At 47.9% G+C, this 24541-nt stretch carries 29 protein-coding genes and 1 riboswitch; of the genes, 20 read left to right on the top strand and 9 right to left on the bottom strand.

The genetic code is table 11. From position 1 onward, the window contains the following. Window positions 1–4 precede the first annotated feature (4 nt). The 3 genes from HPY28_RS12325 to HPY28_RS12315 all read left to right on the top strand — a co-directional run bounded on the left by HPY28_RS12325 (window position 5) and on the right by HPY28_RS12315 (window position 2145). Window positions 5–394 (top strand): CidA/LrgA family protein, encoded by a 390-nt coding sequence (locus HPY28_RS12325; protein WP_017249977.1) that lies wholly within the window; start codon window positions 5–7, stop codon window positions 392–394. Next, the gene (locus HPY28_RS12320; RefSeq protein ID WP_174225043.1) at window positions 372–1070 is read left to right on the top strand and encodes an LrgB family protein; all 699 of its coding nucleotides are present in this window, start codon (window positions 372–374) and stop codon (window positions 1068–1070) included. The genes HPY28_RS12325 and HPY28_RS12320 overlap by 23 nt, the downstream gene beginning before the upstream one ends. A gap of 163 nt (window positions 1071–1233) precedes the next feature. Next, window positions 1234–2145 (top strand): DMT family transporter, encoded by a 912-nt coding sequence (locus HPY28_RS12315; RefSeq protein WP_174230642.1) that lies wholly within the window; start codon window positions 1234–1236, stop codon window positions 2143–2145. A gap of 171 nt (window positions 2146–2316) precedes the next feature. On the opposite strand, the gene HPY28_RS12310 is transcribed toward HPY28_RS12315, so the two are convergent. Then, window positions 2317–2706 (bottom strand): hypothetical protein, encoded by a 390-nt coding sequence (locus tag HPY28_RS12310; protein WP_174230641.1) that lies wholly within the window; start codon window positions 2704–2706, stop codon window positions 2317–2319. A gap of 717 nt (window positions 2707–3423) precedes the next feature. On the opposite strand from HPY28_RS12310, the gene HPY28_RS12305 reads away from it, so the two are divergent. After that, a complete protein-coding gene (locus HPY28_RS12305) occupies window positions 3424–4254 on the top strand; it encodes a protein-glutamine gamma-glutamyltransferase (protein ID WP_173622715.1) in 831 nt (276 codons plus the stop codon). A 63-nt stretch (window positions 4255–4317) separates the two neighbouring features. Here the strand turns inward: HPY28_RS12305 and solA are convergent, their stop codons facing one another. After that, window positions 4318–5451, bottom strand: coding sequence for an N-methyl-L-tryptophan oxidase (gene solA / locus HPY28_RS12300; protein WP_173622716.1), 1134 nt, complete (start codon window positions 5449–5451; stop codon window positions 4318–4320). A gap of 177 nt (window positions 5452–5628) precedes the next feature. Between solA and HPY28_RS12295 the strand changes: the two genes are divergently transcribed. The 9 genes from HPY28_RS12295 to motB all read left to right on the top strand — a co-directional run bounded on the left by HPY28_RS12295 (window position 5629) and on the right by motB (window position 14603). Then, window positions 5629–7356 (top strand): methyl-accepting chemotaxis protein, encoded by a 1728-nt coding sequence (locus HPY28_RS12295; protein WP_017249983.1) that lies wholly within the window; start codon window positions 5629–5631, stop codon window positions 7354–7356. A 197-nt stretch (window positions 7357–7553) separates the two neighbouring features. Then, entirely contained in the window at window positions 7554–9572 is a 2019-nt protein-coding gene (locus HPY28_RS12290) for a hypothetical protein (RefSeq protein ID WP_174230640.1), read from the top strand. 93 nt (window positions 9573–9665) lie between these two features. Then, a complete protein-coding gene (locus HPY28_RS12285; RefSeq protein ID WP_173622717.1) occupies window positions 9666–10457 on the top strand; it encodes an ankyrin repeat domain-containing protein in 792 nt (263 codons plus the stop codon). Window positions 10458–10560: 103 nt separating this feature from the next. Next, a complete protein-coding gene (locus tag HPY28_RS12280) occupies window positions 10561–11163 on the top strand; it encodes a flavin reductase family protein (RefSeq protein ID WP_017249986.1) in 603 nt (200 codons plus the stop codon). A 111-nt stretch (window positions 11164–11274) separates the two neighbouring features. Continuing rightward, complete coding sequence (locus HPY28_RS12275; RefSeq protein ID WP_007722000.1) at window positions 11275–11517, top strand: helix-turn-helix domain-containing protein; 243 nt, start codon at window positions 11275–11277, stop codon at window positions 11515–11517. Between the two features lie 4 nt (window positions 11518–11521). Continuing rightward, entirely contained in the window at window positions 11522–12037 is a 516-nt protein-coding gene (gene def / locus HPY28_RS12270; protein ID WP_017249987.1) for a peptide deformylase, read from the top strand. Window positions 12038–12162: 125 nt separating this feature from the next. After that, a complete protein-coding gene (locus HPY28_RS12265; protein ID WP_017249988.1) occupies window positions 12163–12894 on the top strand; it encodes a ZIP family metal transporter in 732 nt (243 codons plus the stop codon). 91 nt (window positions 12895–12985) lie between these two features. Continuing rightward, a complete protein-coding gene (gene motA / locus HPY28_RS12260; RefSeq protein ID WP_017249989.1) occupies window positions 12986–13801 on the top strand; it encodes a flagellar motor stator protein MotA in 816 nt (271 codons plus the stop codon). After that, window positions 13794–14603 carry a flagellar motor protein MotB gene (gene motB, locus HPY28_RS12255; protein WP_017249990.1) on the top strand — a complete coding sequence of 270 codons (810 nt, stop codon included), beginning with the start codon at window positions 13794–13796 and terminating at the stop codon, window positions 14601–14603. Before motA ends, motB begins: the two co-directional genes overlap by 8 nt. Window positions 14604–15170: 567 nt before the next feature. Here motB and HPY28_RS12250 read toward each other — a convergent pair. Then, window positions 15171–15554, bottom strand: a complete 384-nt coding sequence (locus HPY28_RS12250; protein WP_017249992.1) for a winged helix-turn-helix transcriptional regulator — start codon at window positions 15552–15554, stop codon at window positions 15171–15173. A 203-nt stretch (window positions 15555–15757) separates the two neighbouring features. Here HPY28_RS12250 and HPY28_RS12245 point away from each other — a divergent pair, with 203 nt between their 5' ends. Continuing rightward, window positions 15758–16576 (top strand): alpha/beta hydrolase family protein, encoded by an 819-nt coding sequence (locus HPY28_RS12245; protein WP_174230639.1) that lies wholly within the window; start codon window positions 15758–15760, stop codon window positions 16574–16576. A 26-nt stretch (window positions 16577–16602) separates the two neighbouring features. Here HPY28_RS12245 and HPY28_RS12240 read toward each other — a convergent pair whose 3' ends face one another. Next, entirely contained in the window at window positions 16603–17073 is a 471-nt protein-coding gene (locus HPY28_RS12240; RefSeq protein ID WP_173622720.1) for a low molecular weight protein-tyrosine-phosphatase, read from the bottom strand. Between the two features lie 147 nt (window positions 17074–17220). After that, window positions 17221–17324, top strand: a riboswitch (guanidine-I (ykkC/yxkD leader). A 143-nt stretch (window positions 17325–17467) separates the two neighbouring features. On the opposite strand from HPY28_RS12240, the gene HPY28_RS12235 reads away from it, so the two are divergent. The 3 genes from HPY28_RS12235 to HPY28_RS12225 all read left to right on the top strand — a co-directional run bounded on the left by HPY28_RS12235 (window position 17468) and on the right by HPY28_RS12225 (window position 19256). Further along, on the top strand, window positions 17468–17821 hold the full coding sequence (locus tag HPY28_RS12235; RefSeq protein WP_017249995.1) for a DMT family transporter: 354 nt from the start codon (window positions 17468–17470) through the stop codon (window positions 17819–17821). Then, window positions 17818–18132: a DMT family transporter gene (locus HPY28_RS12230; RefSeq protein WP_017249996.1), complete on the top strand. Its 315-nt coding sequence runs from the start codon at window positions 17818–17820 to the stop codon at window positions 18130–18132. The genes HPY28_RS12235 and HPY28_RS12230 overlap by 4 nt, the downstream gene beginning before the upstream one ends. 146 nt (window positions 18133–18278) lie before the next feature. Beyond that, window positions 18279–19256, top strand: coding sequence for a cation diffusion facilitator family transporter (locus tag HPY28_RS12225; protein WP_017249997.1), 978 nt, complete (start codon window positions 18279–18281; stop codon window positions 19254–19256). A 97-nt stretch (window positions 19257–19353) separates the two neighbouring features. Here HPY28_RS12225 and HPY28_RS12220 read toward each other — a convergent pair whose 3' ends face one another. The 5 genes from HPY28_RS12220 to sspK form a co-directional block, all read right to left on the bottom strand. Next, window positions 19354–20691: a hemolysin family protein gene (locus HPY28_RS12220; protein ID WP_017249998.1), complete on the bottom strand. Its 1338-nt coding sequence runs from the start codon at window positions 20689–20691 to the stop codon at window positions 19354–19356. A 217-nt stretch (window positions 20692–20908) separates the two neighbouring features. Then, window positions 20909–22021 carry a site-2 protease family protein gene (locus HPY28_RS12215; protein WP_069846884.1) on the bottom strand — a complete coding sequence of 371 codons (1113 nt, stop codon included), beginning with the start codon at window positions 22019–22021 and terminating at the stop codon, window positions 20909–20911. A 73-nt stretch (window positions 22022–22094) separates the two neighbouring features. Next, window positions 22095–22391 carry an iron-sulfur cluster assembly accessory protein gene (locus tag HPY28_RS12210; RefSeq protein WP_017250000.1) on the bottom strand — a complete coding sequence of 99 codons (297 nt, stop codon included), beginning with the start codon at window positions 22389–22391 and terminating at the stop codon, window positions 22095–22097. Between the two features lie 141 nt (window positions 22392–22532). Continuing rightward, on the bottom strand, window positions 22533–22889 hold the full coding sequence (locus tag HPY28_RS12205; RefSeq protein ID WP_069847490.1) for a DUF3905 domain-containing protein: 357 nt from the start codon (window positions 22887–22889) through the stop codon (window positions 22533–22535). Between the two features lie 769 nt (window positions 22890–23658). Next, window positions 23659–23790: a small acid-soluble spore protein K gene (gene sspK, locus HPY28_RS12200; protein ID WP_007724732.1), complete on the bottom strand. Its 132-nt coding sequence runs from the start codon at window positions 23788–23790 to the stop codon at window positions 23659–23661. Window positions 23791–23887: 97 nt separating this feature from the next. Between sspK and HPY28_RS12195 the strand changes: the two genes are divergently transcribed. Genes HPY28_RS12195 through HPY28_RS12185 form a run of 3 tightly spaced genes read left to right on the top strand, consistent with a single transcriptional unit; the run spans window position 23888 to window position 24531 of the window. After that, entirely contained in the window at window positions 23888–24160 is a 273-nt protein-coding gene (locus tag HPY28_RS12195; protein ID WP_017250002.1) for a DUF3886 domain-containing protein, read from the top strand. Continuing rightward, window positions 24160–24306: a hypothetical protein gene (locus HPY28_RS12190; protein ID WP_007724729.1), complete on the top strand. Its 147-nt coding sequence runs from the start codon at window positions 24160–24162 to the stop codon at window positions 24304–24306. The genes HPY28_RS12195 and HPY28_RS12190 overlap by 1 nt, the downstream gene beginning before the upstream one ends. 48 nt (window positions 24307–24354) lie before the next feature. Next, entirely contained in the window at window positions 24355–24531 is a 177-nt protein-coding gene (locus tag HPY28_RS12185; RefSeq protein WP_007724726.1) for a hypothetical protein, read from the top strand. The last annotated feature ends 10 nt before the right edge of the window (window positions 24532–24541 follow it).

The following is a 24541-nucleotide window of genomic DNA, read 5'->3' as shown; positions in this document are numbered from 1 at the left end:
CTCGATGAAAAGATGGTTCTCCATCATTGCACAAGTTTTGCTATTGTTCGGTTTCACCTGGCTCGGGAAATGGGTGAGCTCGTTTTTTCACCTTCCTGTTCCCGGCAGTCTGATCGGACTCGCGCTTTTGTTCATTTGTCTATATACCGGCTTGATTCGTCTACAGTGGGTGGAAGCAGGGGCGACTCTGTTATTCTCGCAGATGATCCTGTTTTTCGTACCATCGCTGGTCGGGATGATGCAATATCCATGGTTATTAGGAATAAAAGGATTACTGGTCCTTGTGGTAGTCGTAAGCGGTTGTGCGCTTGTGATGATTTCGACAGGTGTTATTGCTGAGCGTATGTTCAATCGTGGAGAGGTGAAACAGCATGATCCTGTGGAAAACGTCTAGCGTGCTCCTGACACTCGTTTTCTTCTATGCAGCAAAAAGGTTCAACAAGAAAAGAGCGTCTCTGCTGTTTTCTCCGGCCATATTGGCGCCGATCGGTTTGATTCTGTTTTTGCTTTTCGCAGGCATTCCTTATCAGGTGTACAGTGAAGCGACCTCGCTCATTAGTGAAATGATGAGCGTAGTCACAGTGGCGTTTGCGATTCCGCTGTACCGAAATTGGTCGGTGTTAATGGCGCATCGCCGGATGATTTTGACGAGTCTTGCTACGGGTTCCCTCATCGCTATCATTGCAGGTGTCTCCACGACGATGTTAGTCGGATTGGGAAAAGAAGCGGCGCTTAGCGTCATTCCTCGCTCGATTACCTTGCCAATTGCGGTGAGCGTAACGGAGGCGATTGGCGGAATGCCTACGATGACAGCCGTTTTCGGCATGCTGACCAGCTTTGCAGGCGTTTTTTTGGCTCCTAAAATCATCAAGAGAATGAGGCTCCGTCATCCAGTGTCCATCGGCTTGATGTACGGAATGGGCGCACATGCGTTGGGGATGGTCAAAGCTTTTGAGCGTGGGGAAACAGAAGGAAGCAGTGCGACTTTGGCTGTGATCGCCGGAGCGATGATTACGGTGGTGTGGGCGTTTACCTTGCTGCCGGTGATCATGTCGTGGCTGGCTGTGTGAAGGAAGGGGCTGTTAGATAGCCCTTTTTTTATTTCACTCATGGATTTGGATTTTAAAAGGATAAAAATGGAAAGTGCAACGTGACCGCCCAAATGCTGGCGAAAGGTGTATGATAGAGGACAAATAAAAGCTCCATAACTCTTTCATCTTGGCAGGAGGCAACATGAGACCGCTATATATCGTCCTATTACTCTGTACCAGCTTCCTTTGGGGAGGAAATTTTGTTGTTGGTAAATTCCTTGTCGGGCACGCGTCTTCCTTGACGCTGACCAATTTGCGCTGGCTCATTGCTGTTGTTTGCTTGTTGCCGGTTGTTTGGATACGCGAAAAACGGATTTTCCCAACGCGAGAGGCACTTCTTCCTTTGATCGTGATGGGAGTGACCGGCGTAGCACTTTTTAATTTATTCATGTTCTGGGCACTTGAGCGGACAGACGCGACCAATGTTGGTCTATTGTCCACGCTGAATCCAGTTTCGATCGCGATTTTTTCCTTTTTGCTGGTGGGTGAAAAGATTCGACCGTTGCAGATTGTCGCGATGCTTGTCTCGTTTGCAGGCGTCCTTGTGGTGATGACAAAAGGAGACTTCGCACACTTGTCCCAATTGCACTTTAACACGGGTGATTTGTGGATGCTCGCCGCTGTCGCCATGTGGGGGATTTACTCCGTATGCGGGCGTTGGGCGATGAAGACGGTCTCGCCGATGATGTCCACACTGTACTCGGGGATTTTCGGTGTCGCGCTGATGCTGCCCTTTAATGTCACCACATTTACGATTAGCAACACAGACTGGACGTTCTGGCTGTCGTTGTTCTACGTTGGTGTAATGGCGACTGTCGTCAGCATGGTGTTGTGGAATATTGGTGTACAAAAGGTTGGCGCAACCTCAGCAGGTATGTTCCTCAATTTCAATCCTATTTTTACGGCCATTCTCGCCTTTCTTTTACTCGGGGAGCGTATGACCATCATCCAATTGCTCGGCAGCGTAATCGTCATTGTCGGCTGCTATATGTTCTCACGCTTAAAGCACGTCTCGACCCCGGCACCACATACAGTCAAGCAAGCACAAGGCTAAAAAGGAAATCCCTCGTCTGGTTAAAAAGGCGGGGGATTTTTTGGTAAATAGGCATTTATAAAAAATAAATTTACCAGAGTGCAAATTAGGCACTCTGCAAATTGCCAAACCCCGCCACAAGCTCTATCAGAGTCGAGGCGGGGTTTAACGGTATAACGTGCTTTTTAACTTCTATGGTTCCTCATTTGCAAACATCTCCAACGTAGCTATAAGAATGTCTTTCTTTTTAGTATAGTAGTCTAAATATGGAGAACCTATTAGCGCTGCACCTTCAATCATTGAACAAAAATCATAAACAGGTATAGGGCGTCCGATTCCTAAGGCAGCACCTACTGTCGATAGTAATGCCAGTAAACGAACCGGGTTCCATTCCCATTCCAAGAGTTGAAGAAGTTGGATGGCACTAGAAGCTCTTTTCGTTTGCTCGAGCGTATATACTTCGGGAAATTGCCCATCCGTCTTGTAGGCATGAAAAAACTCGTTGTAGTAAGTTTCTGCTGCGAAATCGATATCTCGGTACATTTCTCTAAAATCCGTGTAAGGTTGACTTTCATTCTTCATTACTACCCATACCAACCTTTCTTATAGGATGAAGTCATTGTATCAGAAAAAATTGATAGTAATAGAGTAAAAACAAACCTCAACCCTCACAATTAAGAAGCCGAAATAATGGCAGCTTCTTTAAGACATTCCCAAGGTTAGGAATACATGTAGATCGTCATGATCAACAGCACTTTTCAACTATCGGAGAACGTTAGCGCAAAATAAGCAGCCGCAGTCTAAGACTATATTTTCCAAGTCATAGTCAGCGGCTTTTAAATTTGGGTACAAGTCTAAATCTTATTCTGTGAGACTGAAGATTTTTCGTGAAAGAACTCCCGCCATATCAAGGATTCCAGTCTATTACTCTATTTTCAATCAGCACAACGTGCAAGTTTTAGAAGGTACCGATCAACGCACAAGGCTAGTGAGAAGAAAAAGCACAGGGCTCGTAGACCTTGACAACGCCTACCCAGTCGGAACTACAAAAAGGAGACCACGCTTGTCGAACACTTCTCCCCTGAGAATCTTCCGCCCGTAGGGTGGCTTTGGCTCGACGGTCCCCTTTTTGTAATGGAGACGTCCAGTGAATCCCCCCTGCTGGCGTGTCAGAGTCGAAGAGAACGGTGCTTTTTCTTCTCCTCCACTATGTTGACTCATGGTTTTTCTTAGTCGATCACTTGGACATGGGCATTCGCATACAAATAAGAAGGACAGTGTGTGAAGGGGAGGTTGTATATGATCGTCATAGCGGGGAGACCAGCTAATCCCGCCTCGTTGGCAGCGGAATGGGGATTAAATCCGGTACAGCGTGAAACGGTAGCGATTATGGCACGAAGTGATGAAGTATTTGAATATCCGACTCCTGAGCTCCTGCAATTTGAACTGAAAATGCGCGATCATCTGGTGAGGTCTGCCTTGGCACTGAACGAAAGCGGCCTGGCCTTTTCTACTTTTGAAGAATCTCGTGCCAATCCAGCTTACTGGATTCGAACAGACCAGGGCGGATTCCGCTTGCGACCGGGAGTGTCGCCATCCAGCGGGATTATCAATATTTTTCGTGAGGGCCAAAAATACGCTACAGAGTGCGCAACCGCGATGGTCGTTATTATTTATCATGCAGTCCTACAGTCCATTCGTTTACCCGATTTTGAGAGAATGTTTGCGGACATCTTACTATATGACTGGCGGTACGATCAGGATCTAGACTTGCAAACATTGCGGACAAATACCTTCTTGCCTGGTGATGTGATTTATTTTGCCAATCCTGATTACGATCGCGCGACACCTCAGTGGCAAGGAGAAAATGCAGTCGTGCTCGGCAATGGCTTGTATTACGGGCATGGTGCGGGGATCAAACGAGCGAGTGAGATGGTAGCATTTTTGAATGAACAACGAAGAGCGGGAGCAATGAGGTCTGCCTATCTGGTCAATCAGGCGACTCGGCCTGGTTTCGCCTACCTGTTTCCCTACGACAACGGTCGTTCCACCATGCGAGCTTCTGGACTTCCCATACAAGTGAGCAGTCGAATTTCAGCGCAGATCGGATCTTTGTCTTGGGAGTGGTAAAACGAACAAAAGCCTCCTGCCATAAAATGCGGCGAGAGGCTTTTTTCGCTCATTCGTGTGTGTTCAGGAGAATCGCTTCCAAGAAAACATAGACAAGTCGAGGGAAGATGCTCCCTCTACCAGCAGTTGGCTGGTCGCTTCCCCGATCGCACTGGCGAATTTAAAACCATGCCCGGAAAAGCCTGCTGCAAATACAAGCTGTGGGTGTTCAGGATGACGGTCAATGACGAAATGCTCATCAGGCGTCATGGTGTAGATGCATACCTTGCCTTGTCGCAATGGTCCGGCGGCACCAGGCATATACGCTTCCAAAAAGGAACGAACATCCCCTTCGTCCGACAAATAGGTGCCAAAGGTACGTTCCAGTTTATCAGGATCGATGGCTAGTCCTCCGTCATGGCGTCCGATTTTTACACCAATGCCATCAAAGCTGGGAAATCCGTAGAACATAGAGTCATGAAGGCGAAAGATGAAAGCGGGAAATCCATCCGCACTGTACTGGCTCTCATCTGCACCAAACCAGGCAACCGTTTTGCGTGTAGGGGTGAGCGGGATGGACAAGCCCAACGAGTCAAGGAGAGAACCATTCCAAGCACCGGCGGATAGAAGGACTTTATCGCCGTGGTAGCTGGCAGATTCCGTATGCACGATGAACCCATTACCTGCTGGCTCCAACTGCATGACTGGCGTGTTCGTCAACAGCGTAGCTCCTGCGGCAAGGGCGAGCTCTCGATAGGCGCGGATGCCGTTTTCAGAATAAAGCACACCTGAAGTAGGCTCCAGGCAGCCGTAGTAATCAGCAGGCAGATTGATTCCTGGCCAGCGTTGCATGACCTCATTGGCACTAAGTACTTCCAAGGGAAGGGAGTACTGCTCAGCGCTCTCCCGAATTTCATTCAGGAAAGGACAATGCAAGGGTCCTGCGTTCAAAACACCTGTTTTGGCGAAGATCGGTATGCTGGATGCTTGTTCCAATTCTGACCACAACTGTTGCGCTCGCAACGCAAGCGGGACGTACTGTTTTCCTTCTCCATACGCATGGCGAATGATACGGGTATCCCCATGATGGCTGCCCATCGTGTGTGGGGGATCAAAGGCATCGATCATGAGTGTACGCACACCCTGTTTCGCCAGATAGTAGCCAGCTGCCATTCCCATCGATCCTGCTCCAACAATAATGACATCGTAGTTTTGCATCAACCGTCCTCCATTCCGCTTTATTTTCATCTATCTTACAGGAGTTTTCTGAATTGTGGATTTAAATTTTTGTGTAAAGATCAATTTTTTTGTGCGCATTAAGGTTTATTCCATCAGTTGGGCGGGAAAAGGAGATTACGCTATCATCATTACGTTAAGAAAAGTGGTGTTTACGAAATGAAATGGACGATCGGAAAAAAACTGGGCGGTGCATTCGCATTTGTCCTGGTCATCATTATTTTTACGGGAATAACAAGTATTGTAAAGATGCAGGAAATGAACCAGAAGATGGTGGAAATGAATACAAGCTGGCGCCCGGGATTAGAAGACATTCTGAAGATAAACATGACGCTGGAAACCATTTACGGAGTTACTCAAACCATGCTCACAACAGAGAACATGGATGACAAGAACAAGTATGCAAAAACAGTGGATGATCAATTTGCCTATATTGACGGGTTATTAGCCAGCTATGAAAAAACGATTGTCGGTGAAGAAGACCGCCAAAATTATGAGGGATTGAAGCAGGCTCTGAAAAAATACGAAGAATTCAACCCTCAGTTCGTCGAAATCGGCAAAAGAGTGGATATCAGAAAGGCTGCTAGCGATGCAGACATGGCTGAGCTGGAGCTCATCAAGAAAAAAAGCAGTGAACTGTTTCTTGAACGCAAAAAATACTTGGATGCACTGATTACGTATAACAGCGAAGGAGCCCAACGCGTTGGCACGGAAAGCGCAGAAATGTACGAATCCGTAAAACGCGATATGCTCATCGTCATGGTTGTCTCTGTGATAGCAGGTATATCATTGGCTATCTGGCTGACCGTAAATATCCGTCAACCGATCGTGCGTTTGATGGAAGAGATGAAGAAAGTCGCTGATGGAGATTTGAGAGCAGAGCCATTGGTTGTCAAAACTCGTGACGAGATTTTGGATCTGACGAATTCGTTTAATGAAATGGCGACCAGTCTAACTTCTGTCATTCGTCAGGTAGGTGGGACATCGGAGCAGGTAGCCGCATCGGCAGAGCAACTGACGGCAAGCGCAGATCAGACGAGCCGGGCAACCGAACAGATTGCTGTTACTGTTCAAGAAGTGGCAGCAGGAGTTGATCGTCAGGTAGCGAGTGTAGAGAATGGAGCGAAATCCATTGATGATATGTCACGAGGAATTCGTCAAATCGCAAGCAACGCACAGCAAACCTCCAATATGGTGAGCGAAGTCGCCAACATGGCGGGAGAAGGGAACCAGTCCATTCAGGATGCTGTTAAACAAATGAATGCGATCCACGACTCCATGCGTGAGCTCTCAGCCGTGGTAGATGGTCTGGGCAATCATTCTCAAGCAATCGGAGAAATCATCGAAGTCATTACAGGCATTGCGGATCAGACCAATCTGCTCGCCCTCAATGCAGCGATTGAAGCAGCACGCGCAGGAGAGCACGGCCGTGGATTCGCGGTGGTAGCAGATGAAGTGCGGAAGCTGGCAGAGCAATCGGCACAGTCCGCCCAAAAAATCGCGCAGTTGATCAGTACGATTCAGACAGATACAAAAGTCGCCGTCGAATCGATGGAAACAGGCACCCGGGAAGTACAAGAAGGAATTCGCGTCGTTCATCGTGCGGGCGAAACGTTCGGTCATATTCAGAACTCGATTGGCACAGTAGCCGACCAGATTCACGACGTGTCTGCATCTGCCCAGGAAGTGTCTGCCCATTCCGAACAGGTCGTACAGGCGATGGAGCTGGTCAGCGAAGTTTCTGACTTGACTGCGGATGGCACGCAGAACGTTTCCGCTGCTACACAGCAGCAGCTCGCTTCCATGGAGGAAATCGCTTCGTCAGCGACAGCTCTTTCCAATATGGCAGAAGAGCTACAACACATGATTCGCCGATTTAAGGTGTAGACATAATCGAATAAACGAACGCAAAAACGCCAAAGTGACTGGCGTTTTTGTTTTTTCTTCTTTCCTCTGCCATTTTTTTAGAAAAAGTTAATCTTTAGGAAATAGTTCATTAAGAACAGGTTTAGTAGGAGTTTATTTCTTCCGACTACGATAGATTCAGAGGGTTGATCCCCCATCGTAGACAAGGAGATGATCGTATGAAGAAAACGAAAAAGCACCTCTCACTACTTTTACTCGCGTCGATGCTTGGAACAGGGGTAGCGGTTCCTTTCAACGTTCTGAACATGGATACAGTAGCGAGAGCAGCCTCTCATGATAAGCAGGATGACAGAGAAGCTGTCGAGGTGACGAGCATCAAGTCTCTGAACTCGATTACACTAGAAATCACCTTTGCAGAGCCACTTAGCTCAACAGAAGTCGAACTAAACAACGCGCTAAAAAACTTCGAATTCGATAACGACCTGACCATTCGAAATGTTCCACAACGAAAAACAGGATTCGAATCTACCTACATCGTACCTACTACTCCGCAAGAGGAAGGCACAACGTATACCTTCACTTACAAAGGCGAGGAAATGGGCACCTTTGAGGCAAGCGATGAAAAAATTAACATGCGAGAAGCGCGTCAAGTGTCCAATGATACGATTGAGCTCGAGTCTCGTCTAGGTGACCGCGTAACCGATTACGGAAATGTGATCGAAGCATATGCAGGCAAACGAGGCGGCCTTGATTTTGAATTGGATGAGGACAACCGTTATAGAGGGAGAGAATACCAAATCATCTCATCCTTGCGCGGTACACAAGTAACCTTGACACCACGAAACGGTGAGCCGATCGTTGCCACATACGTTCCGTTTACCCAAAATACAGATGGAGTTCAAGAACCGAAATTCCGCCTACCAGCGGGAGAAGAATTGGAGCCAGGTGTAACTTACACAGTCTCTTCGGATTGGGCTGATTTCCGTGACGCTACCTTCACAGCGAGAGATGTTGATCCACTTACCATCCAGTCTGTAAAAGCAAAGAATGAAACCACACTCGACGTAACACTGCGACGCGATCCGCGCGAAGAGATTTTTCCACTCCGCCGCATCACATTGACAGCTCCAGATGGAACAGAACTGGTTGCCCAATATAAATTTACGACGCGCAATGGGGCAACGGGAACGTTTGAAATTATGGATGGAAAAGAGCTGGAGTCGAATGTCACCTATCAGGTGGAGCCAGTAGGAGAATGGGCTACAGCGCGAAACGTGTCTGTTACAACGGATGCCCAACCAGATGAAAACGCAGAAGTACAGAGCATCAAGTCGCTCAATCCGATCACATTGGAAGTGACCTTGTCCGCTCCACTCGTGGCGGAAGATTTGGTATTGGCAAAAGCTCAGGAAAATTTCCAATTCGATAACGGTTTGACGATTCGCAATATCCCGCAGTTAAAGACAGGCACAATAGCTACTTACTATGTTCCAACGACGCCTCAAACTTCTAACATGACGTACACGTTGACATATAAGGACGAAATGGCTGGTACTTTTGAAACGAACAGTGACTTGATTGATATGGTTGAAGCACGTCAGGTAGCGTACGATACGATTGAGATTGAATCAAGCCTGCGCGCTGGCGTAACAGACTATGAAAATGTGATTGCGTCTTATGTCGGCAAGCGCAATGGTCTAGACTTTGTGTTAGATCAAAACAATCAATATCGGGGAAAGAACTATGAAATCATTCCATCGCTGAGAACGGCACAAGTGTACATCACGCCAGAAGGTGGCGAGCCAATCGTTGCGACGTACGTTCCATTTACACAAGCGACAGATGGTCGTCAGGAACCAAAATTTCGTTTGCCAGCAGGTGAGACACTGATTCCAGGCGTAGAGTATACCGTTACAACGGATTGGGCTGATATCAAAGATTCCAAGTTTACAGCGAAAGCGATCAACCCACTGACGATTCGCTCCGTAAATGAAGTAAACCCAACTACGCTAGAAGTAAGATTGAGCAGTGATCCGCGTGATGAACTGTTTGCTTCCCGTCAAATCAAATTAACAGCACCGGATGGAACTGAGCTGGTTGCTCAATACAAAGTAACAACACGCAAAGGCTCTACCGGAATCTTCGAAATGATGAACGGCGGCAAGCTAGAACCAAATACCATGTATTCCGTTACGCCTGTAGGGCAATGGGCAGGTCTTACCTTCACGACAAAGTAACAACGAACAAAACCTCTAACAGGCAATCTAAGCTCGGTGTTTAACCGGGCTTAGACCTTTATCACAATGACGAACCGAGGAGGAATGTACCAGATGTATCGACTCATTCTCACTGCGATCCCATTCGGCATGCTGTTGACTGGCTGCATGGATGAACCGACAACAACAGCCCCGACAGTCACGACAGCACAGCAACAACAGCAGCAATCAACACAAACACCTACACCACCGCCGCCGCAACAGTCCCAAACAAGTAAAAAGCCGTCTCTGTCTAAAGAGGAAATAAAAGCATGGAACAATAAAATGCTTGCAGCCGCAGCTGAGGGCAAAACCGATGAAGTCAAGGCTAGCTTGGCAGCAGGGGCTGAGATAAACGCACAGGATGATCGTGGAAGAACAGCGGCGATGGCGGCTACACACGGCAACCATGTGGAAACCGTGAAGGTCCTCATTGAAGCAGGAGCTGACATCAACATTCAGGATGACCGGCAAGATAATCCGTTCTTGTATGCGGGAGCAGAAGGATACCTAGAAATCTTGAAGCTGGTTATCGATGCAGGTCCAGATACGAAGATTTACAACCGCTTTGGAGGTACTCCTTTGATTCCAGCGGCAGAACATGGGTATGTAGAAGTAGCAAAGGAACTTCTTACCCGGACGGATGTAGACGTCAACCATGTGAACAATCCAGGATGGACAGCATTGATGGAAGCAATCGTATTGAATGATGGTGGAGAAAAACAACAAGAGATGGTCCAACTGTTAATCGACCACGGTGCTGATGTGAACATCCCGGATAGCGAAGGAAAAACGCCACTGTATCGTGCAAAAGAACGTGGCTATGACGAGATTGTACAAATCCTGCAAAAAGCTGGAGCACGCTAATTTGCGGAAGTAAGCATACATTCATACTTCGAGCGTGATGGAAATAATCCTCGACTAGAATAAGTCGTAGCAAGAGTGATTCTAGTCAAAGGAGGCTATGTTCATGACTAGCCATACGACCATCCAACCGAAGATTTTGTATTACGGAACTCCCGTCGTCCTGTTGACGACTGAAAATGAAGATGGAACAACGAATATCAGCCCCATTTCATCGTCATGGGCGTTGGGGAATTATGTTATTCTGGGACTCGGGTTTGGTTCGCATGGATTGGAAAATTTGCGTCAGCGGCCCGAGTGTGTTATCAATTTGCCAGATGCCTCCATGTGGCAGCAAGTGGAAGCGCTGGCTCCGCTAACAGGCCGCAATCCCGTACCCGCTTATAAAAAAGAACTGGGCTTCCGCTATGAAGCAGATAAGTTTCAGGCAGCCAAGCTGACTCCTGTTGACTCTGATATCGTTCGTCCAAAGCGAGTGGGAGAATGCCCGCTTCAACTCGAAGCAATTGTCCGCACAATCCGTTTTCCGGAATATGCCGACATGTTTGCGATTGTGGAGACAGAAGTACGTCACGTCCATGCAGACAAACAGATTGTCCAAAGTGCTCATCACGTGAACCCTCAAGCATGGAATCCGCTGATCTACAACTTCCGCCATTATTTTGGTCTGAGTGATCAGTTGGGAAAAACATATCGTTCGGAAACGTAGAACGTCAAAAACGCCAAGCATTTGGCGTTTTTTTATTTTTATAGGAAAATATGGTATATTAGGTATTGCCTAATAAAGTTAGCTAACACCTAAAAGTCGAGGGGTGAAAAGATGCTTGTCTGGATGTTGCGAAAAGTAATGGCAGAAAGAGGAGTTTGGACGGGAGCCGCTTTAGCGAGGTTGTTGAAAGAAAAAGCAAATTACAGTCTGTCTCCAGCCTCCATCAGTGCTTTACTAACCAGTCAACCCAAACAAATGAAAGCCGAGACACTTGATGCACTCTGTACAGCTCTGGAGTGTACACCAAATGACTTGTGGGCATATACACCGCCTAATAGAGTGAAGGGAGCATAAGAAGATGGCAGTGAAACAGATTTTGCCTTTTGGAGACCCGATCTTGCGCAAAGTAGCCAAGCCAGTGGATGACCTGAATGCAAGAACATTCAAGCTACTGGATGAGATGGCTGAAACCTTATATGCCACGGACGGCCGTGCTGGCCTTGCCGCACCTCAAGTAGGAATTCTTCGCAGAGTGATTGTCATGGATTGTGGAGATGGATTAATGGAGCTCATTAATCCGGAAATCATAGAAAAAAGTGGCGAACAAATCGGAATGGAAGCTTGCTTATCTTTTCCGGGTTACTATGGCAACGTAAAGAGAGCCGAGCATGTAAAGGTAAAGACGTTGAACAGACAAGGTGAGGAAATGATCCTTGCAGCAGATGGATTCCTTGCTGTTTGTATGCAGCATGAAATCGACCATTTAGACGGAATTTTATTTGTGGATCATGTTCAGGAAAAATGGCTGTATCATGAAAAAACAAGACAAAAAATCGATTTGCTGGATGTGATCCGCTTAACAAAAAAGGCCTAACAAAAAGGCGTACCGTCTCCATTCGGGAAATATGAATAGTAGAAGGCCGTTTGTTCCGGATATCTTTTTACGTGAACCTAAATGGTATCATCTGAAGAGCGGCATTATTACGTGGAGGAACACACATGGAACAACTACTGATAGGTAGCTTTCTTTCTGCCATGGCTACTGGAGTGGGCGCCTTGCCTATCCTTTTTTTCAAGTCGGTATCCCATCGATGGCGGGATATATTGCTGGCGTTTACGGCTGGAATTATGGTGGCTGCCTCGACATTCAGTCTGATCCCACAGGCACTTCATAGCGCGCCATTTATTATCGTTTGTTTGGGAGTACTTACCGGAACATTGCTGCTTACGGTGTTGGAAAGCATTGTCCCGCATATCGATCTGGAACATACGAGAATCAACATTTCGATGGATTCGCAATCGCTGCTGATTTTGTCCGCGATTACCTTGCACAATATTCCGGAGGGCTTGTCCGTTGGCGTGAGTTATTCAAGTGAACAGTCGGGCTTGGGTGGCCTGATTTCTTTTGCGATCGGTCTGCAAAATGCACCAGAAGGCTTCCTGGTCGCTCTCTTCCTGATCAATCAAAGGGTTAGTCGTCTCAAGGCGTTTATTTTGGCTACGATGACCGGAGCAGTCGAAATCGTCTCTGGGATCTGTGGCTATTACCTGACCTCTGTGGTACAAGGGCTGGTGCCATATGGGCTTTCCTTTGCCGCAGGCGCGATGTTATTTATCGTTTACAAGGAGCTCATCCCCGAAAGCCATGGAGATGGTCATGCTCGTTCCGCGACTTTTTCGTTCATTCTAGGACTTTTGGTCATGATTGGACTAGTTCAGTCGTTTGGATGAGCGGTTTTTTTCAAAAAGCCTCACAAGTGAGAGCAAAAATTCCGAAACCATATATAGATAGATTTCGATTATGGAAGTAGGGAGTGTCACGATGGAAAAGTCTACCTTGATAGGTATAGTTTTAGGTATTATCGCAGTAGTGGTCGGAATGATCTTGAAGCATGCGAGTCCGATGGCATTACTGAATCCAGCAGCGTTTATGATCATCATCGTAGGTACAGTTGCTGCTATCTGTAACGCATTTCCTATGTCGGAAATCAAACGTATTCCTGCTCTTTTCAAGATAATTTTTAAAGAAGAAAAGCTCCCTGAAAAAAAAGAATTGATCGGTCAGTTTATGAACTGGGCTTCCATCGCTCGTCGCGAAGGATTGCTTGCACTGGAAAACACTTCTGATGAGATTGAAGATCCATTTCTGCGTAACGGCATGAAGATGATCATTGATGGTGGGGAACCGGATTTTGTTCGCGATGTTCTGAATGAAGAAATTCACGCCATTGAAGAGCGCCATCAGGCAGGGGCACTCGTCTTTAGCCAAGCGGGAAGCTACGCTCCGACTCTCGGGGTATTGGGTGCCGTTGTCGGTCTGATTGCCGCCTTGGGTAACTTGAGTGACATCGATGCATTGGGTATATCGATTGCGGCGGCGTTCGTAGCTACCTTGCTCGGTATTTTCACGGGTTACGTATTATGGCACCCGTTCGCAACCAAGCTCAAACGGAAATCAAAGGCAGAAATCGAAATCAAAAAAATCATGGTCGAAGGATTGCTTTCCATTCAAGCGGGTGTATCTCCGACTGCGATTGAACAAAAGCTGCTGGTATACATCCCATACCAAGAGCGTGCAGAAATGAAAGAAGAAATGAAGGAAGAGAAGAGGGAGGAAGGAGCTGCGGTAAATGGCTAAGCGACCAAAGAGACATGCTCATCATGAAGAGCATATGGACGAGTCTTGGCTAATTCCATACGCGGACTTGCTCACCCTTCTGCTCGCTTTGTTTATCGTGTTGTTCGCCTCTAGCGAGATGGATGCGAAGAAGTTCGACCAAATGGTTCGGTCCTTCAACGTTGCAATCAACGGCGGTGTGGGTGTCATGAACTACCCGAGTCCGGTGCCGCTAGACCCGGAACTTCAGCAGCAGACCTTGCACAAAGGCGCACAGGAAGCAGAAAAACAGAAGACAGAAGAAGAGAAGCGTCTGGAAGAAGCGGTCCGCAAAGAAACAGAGGACTTGAAAAAGCTGCAGACAAAGCTGGACGGATACATTCAGCAAAACAAGCTGCAGGACAAGCTCCAGACCAAGCTGACCGAAGAAGGACTGCTGATCACCATTTTGGACAATGCGCTGTTTGACTCCGGTAAAGCTGATCTGAAACCGGAAGCGAGAAAGCTTGCCTCTGAAATGGCAGCGATGCTGGTGCCTCACCCGAAAAAAGTGACCGTAACTGGTCATACGGACAATGTGCCGATTCGCCGTGCAGAGTTCCCATCCAACTGGGATCTCAGTGCCAAACGTTCGGTGAACTTCTTGAAGGTGCTTCTGGAAAACAAGAACCTAGACCCGACGAAGTTCAGCGCAACTGGCTTGGGAGAATACCATCCGGTAGCGCCGAATACAACGGCAGAAGGCAGAGCGAAAAACAGACGGGTAGAGGTAGCGATCCTGCGTGATTTGGCTTCTCCTCCGAAAAATAGTGTGAATCCGTAATAACAAAAAGGATAGCGCCCGAGGTGCTATCCTTTTTGTTTTTAGTGTCGGTTGTGGAGGGGAAGAAGCCCATTTCCAGTCTACGCTTCAGCCTACGCCCCGCAAGGGGTTAGACTGTCCGCTGAGAAATGAATGTCGGGAGCGCTTCAAAAGTAGAGTTTCGAAGATGTAATCTCAGAGGTTGAAGCTGAAAACCCCCGCCATTCATTTCTCAGCTAAGTAGGGCTCCAGAGGCGCTAGGACTGGAAATGTGCTTCTTCCCACGTGGCTATTGTCTTCATCTTGAAAGTAGCATTCATGTGGTCTTTTTCTTTTTTATAAAACGAAGGTGGAATCCCGAACAGCTCGCAGAGGAAACAGGAGAAAACAGCGAAGATCTTTGGACACACCTACCGAGGCGCAGTGAAAAAAAGAGAAACTGCCTTTAGCGTCCACCTCTGAGAAGCCTCCTGAACAGTCGACTTTGGACGCGGTTTCTCTTTTTTTCACGGAGCCGGGCAGCCCAGCTTCCCCGCAGGTGTTCCAAGAATCTGAGCGTTTTCTCCTGTTTCCTCCCCACCACAGCAGCTAGTCAGAAGACGCCTCCCCCAATGCCAGCTTCAATTGCCCCATCCGCATTTCGCCCCACTCATACATCATTTCCACAATGGGCAACAAAGTCATCCCCAGCTCCGTCATAGAATACTCCACGCGCGGTGGAACCTCAGGGTATACTTCCCGGTGAACAATCCCGTCTTCGATTAACTCTTTTAACTGATTCGTCAGCATTTTATGTGTGATTTTTGGAAACAGCCGTTGTAGCTCGCTAAAGCGATGCGGGCCTTCTACCCCTAAATGCCACAGGATCACGACTTTCCATTTTCCGCTGAACATAGACAAGGTAAGCTCCTTGGAACAGGTGAAATCACCGTTTTTTATTTTTTCCAAGGTTTCTTTTCGCAAGTCGGACATAGTTTTCTCCTCACAATTCTATCTTCGGTGCAACAGCTCCAGCAAAGCAAGCATTCTTATGTTGCGCCTCGTTCCCTTCCATCATAAACGGTGCGGGATGATTTTTCATTGAGTTTTCTGGTTCATCTTGACAGCGTTCATGAAAATGAAGATAATAAGCATAATAACTAAGTAAACAACTCGGAATACTAAAAATAAAAGAGGTGAGTTCTTTGGAACGGATTTTGCAAATACCTAGCGAAACGATTTCGTTGACGGCTACCCTGCATGAACCTACATGCACCACAGGCAAGACCAGAGTGAAATACCCGTTGGTTGTCATTTGCCATGGCTTTATCGGCAGTCGGATTGGAGTGAACCGCTTGTTTGTAAAAGCTGCCAGAGAACTGGCTTCACACGGTTTTGGCGTATTGCGTTTCGATTACGGAGGCTGCGGGGAAAGTGACGGCGTTTATGGTGCAGGTGGTTTGGATGTCCTGCTTGCGCAAACACGTGATGTCCTCGACCATGTTTTCACGCTGGAACAGGTAGATCAGGAGCGCGTGTGCCTGTTAGGGCATAGTTTGGGTGGTGCGGTCAGTGTACTGACAGCGAGCCAGGATAAACGCATACACTCGCTCATCCTATGGGCACCGGTAGCACGACCCTTCGATGATATCGTTCGGATCGTGGGGGAGAAGGAATACAAGGAAGCACTTTCGTATGGCAAAACGGATCATTTGGGCTACGGATTGGAGAAGCGCTTTTTCCAGTCGCTGGGCACGGCTCTTCCGCTGCGTCAAGCCAAGCAGTTTGAGGGAGATGTGTTAATCCTGCACGGTAATCGGGATGACGTCATTGCGGTGGATGCCATGTTCCACTATGAGCGAGAGCTACACCTGCGGAGACGGGGGAGCTGCGAAACAGAAGTAGTAGTCGGCGGAGACCATACCTTTTCCTCGACAGACAGCTACAAACGCTTGATTGCGAGTACGAAGAGCTGGCTGGCAAAATTGCAGGAGAAGGAGACGGTTGCCGTATAAGAAAAAGGGATGGCCCAGATGACGGGCTATCCCTTTTTGGCGATATTGGCTTTGATTTCGTTCAGCAGCCCTCGGCAACCCGCATTCACCAGGTCATACACATAGGTGAATCGCCCCGTATAATAAGGGTCCTCCACATTTTGTTCCTGGGCAGAATCGGCAAAGTCGAGCAGGCGGTACACCTTTTTCCCTGACGGCGCCATCTGCTTGAGTGCGGACAAATTTTCCTCATCCATGCAGACGATATAGTCGTACGCCGAGAAGTCCTGTGTGATAATTTGGCGAGCACGCAGTGTATCATGCGCAATCCCATTCTCGGTCAACACCTTTTGTGTACCTTTGTGTGGAGGTTCCCCAGCGTGCCAACCACCGATCCCCGCTGAATCGATGGAGATTTCCCCTGCCAATCCCTCCGCCTCTACGAGATGTCGAAATACGGCTTCGGCCATGGGCGAGCGACAAATATTGCCCAGACAAACAAACAACACTTTCGTCATACGTACGTTCCTCTCTTCCCTTGTATCATGCTTCTCTTTGTAGGATACCATAAGGTGGTCCTTTGCCGAAGTGTCGCACGTTCATTGCCAAACGCGGCGTTTTTTGATATGATAAGGACAGTTACCCCAAGAAAAGAACTGCATATGTACTGAGTTTTCTAGGGTTCCGCGGTTAGTCATCTGGCCGGTCAGGACCGAGAGAAAACCCACGACCATGGTCGTGTACACGGAGGGATAAAAGCCCGGGAGGAATATCTGTGATGGTATTCACCCGAGGCTTTTTTTGCATTCGGAAAAAGCCTGAGCCATCTTGGATGAGTATGTATTTTGGGGAACGATAAAAACGGATACGTCCGTTACCATGAGCGTAAAAGAAAGAGGAGGGAGCCAGAGCATGGGGAAATATTGGTTGATGGTTGTCGTCGCAGCAGTATTTGAAGTCATGTGGGTAGCGGGCTTGAAGCACGCTGATAGCTTTTGGTCGTGGGCATTGACCGTCTTAGCGATTATTATCAGCTTTGGTGTTTTGATCTATTCAGGGAAAAAGCTGCCAACGAGTACGGTTTATGCGATCTTCGTCGGTTTGGGTACGGCCGGTACGGTTATTAGCGAAATGGTCCTGTTTGGAGAACCGTTCAGCTGGACAAAAGTAGGCTTGATCGCGCTTCTTCTGGGGGGAATCCTTGGTTTGAAGCTGGTTACACCGGATCATGAAGAAAAGCCGCGAAAGGAAGGTGAAGTGGCATGACATGGGTAGCCTTAATTTTTGCAGGGTTGTTTGAGGTCGTCGGCGTGATGGGGATTACACAGGTCAACACGAAGCCTTCTTTCCGTTCTTTTACGGTACTAATCGGCGGTTTTTCGATCAGCTTTCTTCTTCTGTCTCTTGCAATGAGAGAAATCCCTATGGGAACGGCCTATGCGGTTTGGACAGGGATTGGTACGGTAGGTAGCGCTCTTGTCGGGATGATGTTTTATGGAGAAGCAAAAGACAAGCTGCGGATCTTGTGCATCGCCGTGGTGATTATAGCAGTAGCAGGATTGAAATTAGTAGCATAAGGTAGCGGTAACAAGGAAAGGCAGATAATCCACTTCGGATGTCTGTCTTTTCTTTGTGTATATGTTCCATTTCTCATAAGAAACACTCCTTACGAATAGGGAATAGTAAAGGAAATCGTCTCGTTCAAGGAGGGAATGGCAACACCATGGGCTCTTTTTGGGCAACGCTAAAAAAGGGAAATATGTCCTCGGCGACAGCGGCTTTGGGAAACACGGGGCTTGCTATCGCAAAAGGCTTTGCGGCTGTCTATAGTGGGAGTGGAGCCATGTTTGCGTCGGCGATGCATTCGGTAGCCGATGCGGTCAACCAGTTCTTCGTTTTCTTTGGCAGCGTACTCGCAGAGAAAAAACCGACACCGAGGTTCCCTACAGGCTTTGGTCGTGTCATTAACATTTTCTGTATGGTCGCGGTGATCGTCGTAACCATCATGGCCTACGAAACCATTATCAAAGGCTTCCATCTCATTTCCGAGCCAGCAGAATCCAGTCATTTTTGGTTGAATTTCATCATTTTGTCTCTGGCAGTCATCGTGGATGGATATGTGCTGGTAAAAGTGATGTTTGAAATCGTTCATGAAGCTAGGGTGGAAGCGAAAGGCTTTGCTGTCATCCCGGCAGCCTTTCGGAATGTAGGACGTGCGGCTCCACCGACACGACTTGTCTTTTACGAAGACATCGTGGCAACCCTCGGTGCGTTATTGGCGCTGATTGCCGTTATCGTCACTACATTTACTTCCTTTGCCTTGCTGGACGGGATTGCCACCATTCTAATTGGGATTCTCATGGTGGGTGTGGCATTCAAGGTAGGGTACGACAACATGGTCGGTTTGATTGGTATTGCAGCTCCCAAAGAAATCGAGGATCGGGTAGCCAAAGTCATTTTTGCTGACCCGGATGTGACGGACATCAACCGGATGCGGATTGTACAGGAAGGGCGTTTTTACCATGTGGAGTGCTATGTAGAGTTGCGGACAGGACTGAGTCTTGCTGTGGCAGACGATATTAAATACCGCATTCGTGACAGCTTGCTCACCGACCCGGATATTAGCGATGTGACGATGGGAATTTTGGAGGACAACGGCGTGGACGACTGGAAGCCACTCATGGGCCAGGAGACCACGTAGACGAACGAGAACGACGAAACTCACCTGCGAAATAAAAAAGCCCCGCACCAGCCAAGTAAGCAGGTGTGGGGCTTTGGTTTGTACGGAGGTGTGATGATTAGGAGACGGTCAACAGTTCTTGTTGCTCCGATTCATCTTTTTCCAAACGCGTAATCAGGACGCGTGTGACACGGTGATGATCCATCTGCTTGACGGTGAATAGGTGGTTTTCCCATTCTACTATCGCGCCAACAGCGATGTCTTCTTCGAGCTGGCTGTACAACCAACCGCCGATTGTGTCTACATCTTCGGATTCGAGTTCGAACGGAAGATGGTCATTCAGGTCAGCCAACACGAGCATACCGGATACGGAGAGGCCATTGTCCAGCTTCTCAATCTCTGGTCTTTCCTCGTCAAACTCGTCTTGGATATCCCCAACGATTTCTTCCAGAATATCCTCCATCGTCACGAGACCGGCTGTTCCGCCGTATTCGTCGATGACAATCGCGAGCTGTGAACGGTTTTTCTGCATCAGGCGTAATACCGTGCTGATTTCCATGGTTTCCGGTACGGTCAGGACAGGGCGGAGCAACGAATCCAGCTCCACGCTTCCGTCTTGTAACGCAGAAAGGTAGAAGTCTGTCGCATGGACAAAACCGATGATGTTGTCCTTGTCTTCAGCTGCAACTGGAAAACGCGTGTGGCGTTGCGAGCGGATAATCTCCAGGTTTTCTTCAAAGGTATTCGTCGTATATAAGCAAACCATATCAATGCGCGGGATCATCGTTTCCCGAGCAACGGTTTCGGAGAAGTCAAAAACTTGTTCCACAAGAGCCAATTCGGTTTGGTCGATATGGCCACTTTGGTGACTTTGGTTGACCAACAGGCGAATTTCTTCTTCGGTATGTGCCGCTTCATGTTCCGAGATGGCTTCGAGTCCGAGTCGTCTCATGAGAGCGTTGGCTGTTCCGTTCAAGAACCAGATAGCCGGGTAAAGCAATTTATAGAAAAACATCAATGGCGCGGCAACCCACAACGAGGTCATTTCTGCTTTTTGAATGGCCAATGATTTCGGAGCCAACTCACCCAAGACAATGTGGAGGAACGTAATAATCGCAAAGGCTACACCAAAAGAAATCGCGGAGATTGCATATTCAGGCAATCCTGAAGATCCAAGCAAAGGCTCCACAATCATATGGGCAATGGCCGGTTCCCCGACCCAACCCAGTCCCAGCGAGGCGAGAGTAATCCCGACCTGGCAGGCAGATAGGTAGGCGTCTAGCTTATGCGTTACTTTTTGGGCATAGACTGCACGTCTGTTACCCTCATTCACCATCTGTGTCAGGCGCGTTTGCCGCACCTTCACGAGTGAGAACTCTGCGGCTACGAAAAAGCCGTTAAGAAAAACAAGAAATATAACAAGCAGTAGGTTGAGCACTATCGGGACGGTGTCCAAGTAAAAAGTCATCCTCTCTGGAATTTTATGAAAGTACTATTTTCTATTTTACTCTGATTGGGTGGAACGCACAAAAGCGATATACCACCGTAGGGGGCGTTTTACGCCCTTTGGGTCGGGAAGAGCGACCCTCAGATAACCGTAGCGCACGTTTTTGCGCTCGGAGAAGGCCGCAGATAGGCATCCATTTCTGTCAAGCAACGCAAAGTGCAAGCGGTTACCTGTGCAGAATTTGTTGGGCGTAGACGAAAAACGCTGATAGTACAGCAGCTAGGCCGAGATAGGCAACTAACACTTTCCACTTCGTAGAGGCAGGTGCATCGTAATACGTAGTGAGCTGGTGCATTTGCTCATCCAGTTCGGCTAATCTCTCTTGCGCCGCACGTTCCCCATCCCGAAGCGCATCCGATGGGATCGGTCGGTTCGGGTCCGAATCGTAAAACAAAACAGGCTCTCGTTCCCACAGTCTGAACAGTTCCCATTTTCTGTTCACATACACTTTATCGAGTCGCTTGAAGTCACGCTGAAGGCGTTGTTTGTCCTGCAAAAACGGAACATAAAATTTCTTCAAATCCTCCTGATTGATTGCATTTACCTCGGCATTCATTTGCGTGCGGATATCCCATGTCGATTCCAACGCGGGCCATTTGGCTATGCTTTGCTGGAAGTCTGCAATTCTTTCGCGCTCATATTGCAGGAGCTTTTGTTGATAGCCGCCACGTAGGCGGTTGTACCACGTGATCAAGCCGATGATGAAAATAAACACGGTAATCGGTCCTGGGTTGGCGAACAGCATAACGCCCAGACCGACTAACCCGATAAACCAAATTTTCGTCGACAATACCGAAACGATGCGGCCCCCATCTAGCGGGGAGATGGGCAGTAGGTTAAATAAATTAAGCATGGCACCCAAGTAGATAACCAACCCCCAGAAAGGGTCCTGCGTATACCAATACAACGGAAGGGCAGGCAAGAAAGCAATCATTCCTGCCAAGGGTCCGCCGTAGGCTAAGTATGCCTCGGTTTTTGCATCACGCGGCATGTCTTTCATGGCGATGAAGGCTCCGGCAAAAGGAATAAAGACAGCGGGTGAGGTCGCGATTCCTTTTCGTTTGGCGGCAATCACATGCCCCATTTCGTGGACGAAGATCAGATAGACGAGAGCCACGGCGAATTTCCATCCGTAAAAAACGGCATACGCCCACAAAGTAATCCCCATGGATATAATGGTGGTCCCGAATTTTGAAAACTTCAGTATGCTAAGTATCCATTTTAAATTGGCAAGTAAGAAAGCACCGATCGCCAAAAGGACTGAACGGCTTTTTTTCATCGTTTTTCCTCCCAGAAGATATAGGCAGATATTCCTTCTTACGAATCAAGCCAAAAGAAGTTTCTGTCTAGTGCTAATCCAGACGAGTGTTGGTGAAGTGAAAGCCGTACTCGCCATAGAGCGGATTGTAGCTCAGATGTCCCCCGTCGAAATACCAGAAATCCGTTGGACGAATGACAAATCGCAACCCCTCTACTTCAAATACAGCATCATCGGTGAGGACCTCATCTTTTTCAATCGCATAAAACATACCACCGGTTCCGGGGCCGCTTGTTCGTACATACAATCGAAGTGTATCCCCCGGTACAAAGCCGGCATAACGTTGATAGGCAAGGGAAAACGCTGGCTCTATCGCAAGTGTGATACTCATGGACTAGCTCCTTTCTGCTACTTGTCTTCCATTGTAACACAAGTCAGAGTAGTGTCCCGAAGCTCCAGGTCAAGCGCAATCCAAAAACACCCGTCCGGTCAGAAGTGCTTCTGCCGAACGGGCTGCATGAAAAAGCTGGCATTAGTCCTTGCCTTTGCTCACATCAAAGGTCGGGTGCATAAAACGTGCTCCATCTTGTTCTTCTTGATCCTCAAGAAGCTCACGATTTTCTATCGAGTTCCAGCCAATGTCGTTGGTCGGATGTACCCACTGGTCCCCTGCCATGATGGAGGGATCGGTTTCCGTGCTCCAGTTGTGTAAGGGAGATTCCTGGGACTCGTACAAGCTGTCACCGATGACGACTCCGAACTCATTGACGAATGGCTTTTGAATCGTACGGGACGAGTTTTTGAAGTCAGGAGCACTGATTTGGTGCGGCAGCGTCCCATCGAGGGAAATATCCTTCGTCTTGTCGTTCTTTTGCTTATCGTTATCCATCATCTGGACCTCCTTTTTTCCCATAGCATGCATCAGTCACTAACCCCTTATTCGGTTTCCGAGGGGAGATCGCGCTCAGCCCAAATGAGACCCAGCTGCATATGCTAAATAAAGGGGGAAGATCTGATGGTAACGAGTGCGATCATTCCCGTGAGAGATGCAGCTCATCAGCTACTGTATACCTTGTTTAGCCTGAACTGATGGTCTGATTCAAGGTCTGGGAATGTCTGAAGAGGAATATTGGGTTTCATCCGAGCGTACTTTTCCAGACATTACATCATCGTAAGGGGTATAGTTAGGCGGATTTGGAAGTCTTTTCTCCTTGATTGATCGGAAAACAATTCGGGCAATCAGGGCAACAAAAGTAAATATAATCAGAACTACTATCACTTGTGTCATGGTACAATCCACCACCTATGAGTTTTTAGTCTTACGACACGCGCAGCGTTTCTCTCAGCCGATTGTTTTTGCAATCGGCTTTTTGTATACAGTAACGCAGCCAGCCAGTGAGTGGCAAACCTTCATCTTCGTCTGTCACAATATTATGCAAACAAACGCCCGAATCCTCAATTTGTAGGCTTATAGGACGCGATTAATTTGATGATTCTCTCCTGCTGTATAATTTCTTCGCGTAGCTCTCCAATGAACTGTTTCCGCTTTTCCAAATTGATTTAGTTTCATTCTCATGAGAATACACTCACCCTAGACTCATCAAACTTTAGAAAGAATAAAAATCGCCGAGCATAATGGCTGCTCGGCGGTTTTTTTGTTAGCGGTTTTCTTTTAGCCTTTCTTGTGGTTCACTATTAATGGAGCCGTCAGAGCGGACAGCCTCGGATTGGGCTTTGGGTCCTCGGATTTCAGCAGTTTTTCCAAAATCTTTTTCTTTGTTGCGAACCATGTGATGTCCTCCTCTTTGTGAAAGATGAAGATAGTATGACCCGGATGGGGCCAGAGAATGAGGACAGAATGAGGATAGGGAAAGGGTGGCAATTTCAATGGCGAAAAAACAACGAAAACCACAGCGTCAAGCAGAGACAACAACTACGATAGACGCGAAAAGTGGATTGAACAGTTTGAAGGATATGCTGAATGCAGATGCGCTCGGAGCACTCAAGCAGCTTGAAAAAGACATGAAGACAGAAGGCGAGCGCAAAGCGATGGAAGCAGCCGAACAAAAGCGCCGGGAGCAGGAAGAACGCGAGCGCAACAAGGGCTTTGCTGAGCTTTTGGACGATTACGAGAAAAAAAGCGGAGGCAAGTATAGCTAATGCGAGATGGACGGCAAACGGACCGACCGGATACTTCCAAAAACGGTTTGATGAAAAAGCGTCAACAAGATATCAAGGACGAGTCCATCAAGGAACGGGGCCGAATGGTCCTCGGTCGATTGGGCAAAAAGGACCCGAAGAAGTGATTTTTTCCCTCTCATCCCCATATAGCTAGGAGTGAGGGGAGGGAGGTCATGGGGACAATCCTGCTCCTGTTTAGCCTCTTGTGCGTGGCGGTGGGTACCTGGAAGTTAATCGGGATCTACAAGGCAGAAAAGGCTGACAGCAAGCCGCTCTGGTGGACAGTCGCGAGCGTGGGGATTGCGCTTTTTTTTCTTTTGAAGCTGGTAACAGATACGTTGCCAACATAAACAAGCACCT

The sequence above is a fragment of the Brevibacillus sp. HB1.2 genome (genome assembly GCF_013332495.1).
In the GTDB taxonomy this organism is placed as follows: Bacteria; Bacillota; Bacilli; order Brevibacillales; family Brevibacillaceae; genus Brevibacillus; species Brevibacillus porteri.
The sequence above is the reverse complement of the archived record's forward strand: the minus strand, read 5'-3'. Positions and strand labels throughout refer to the sequence as shown.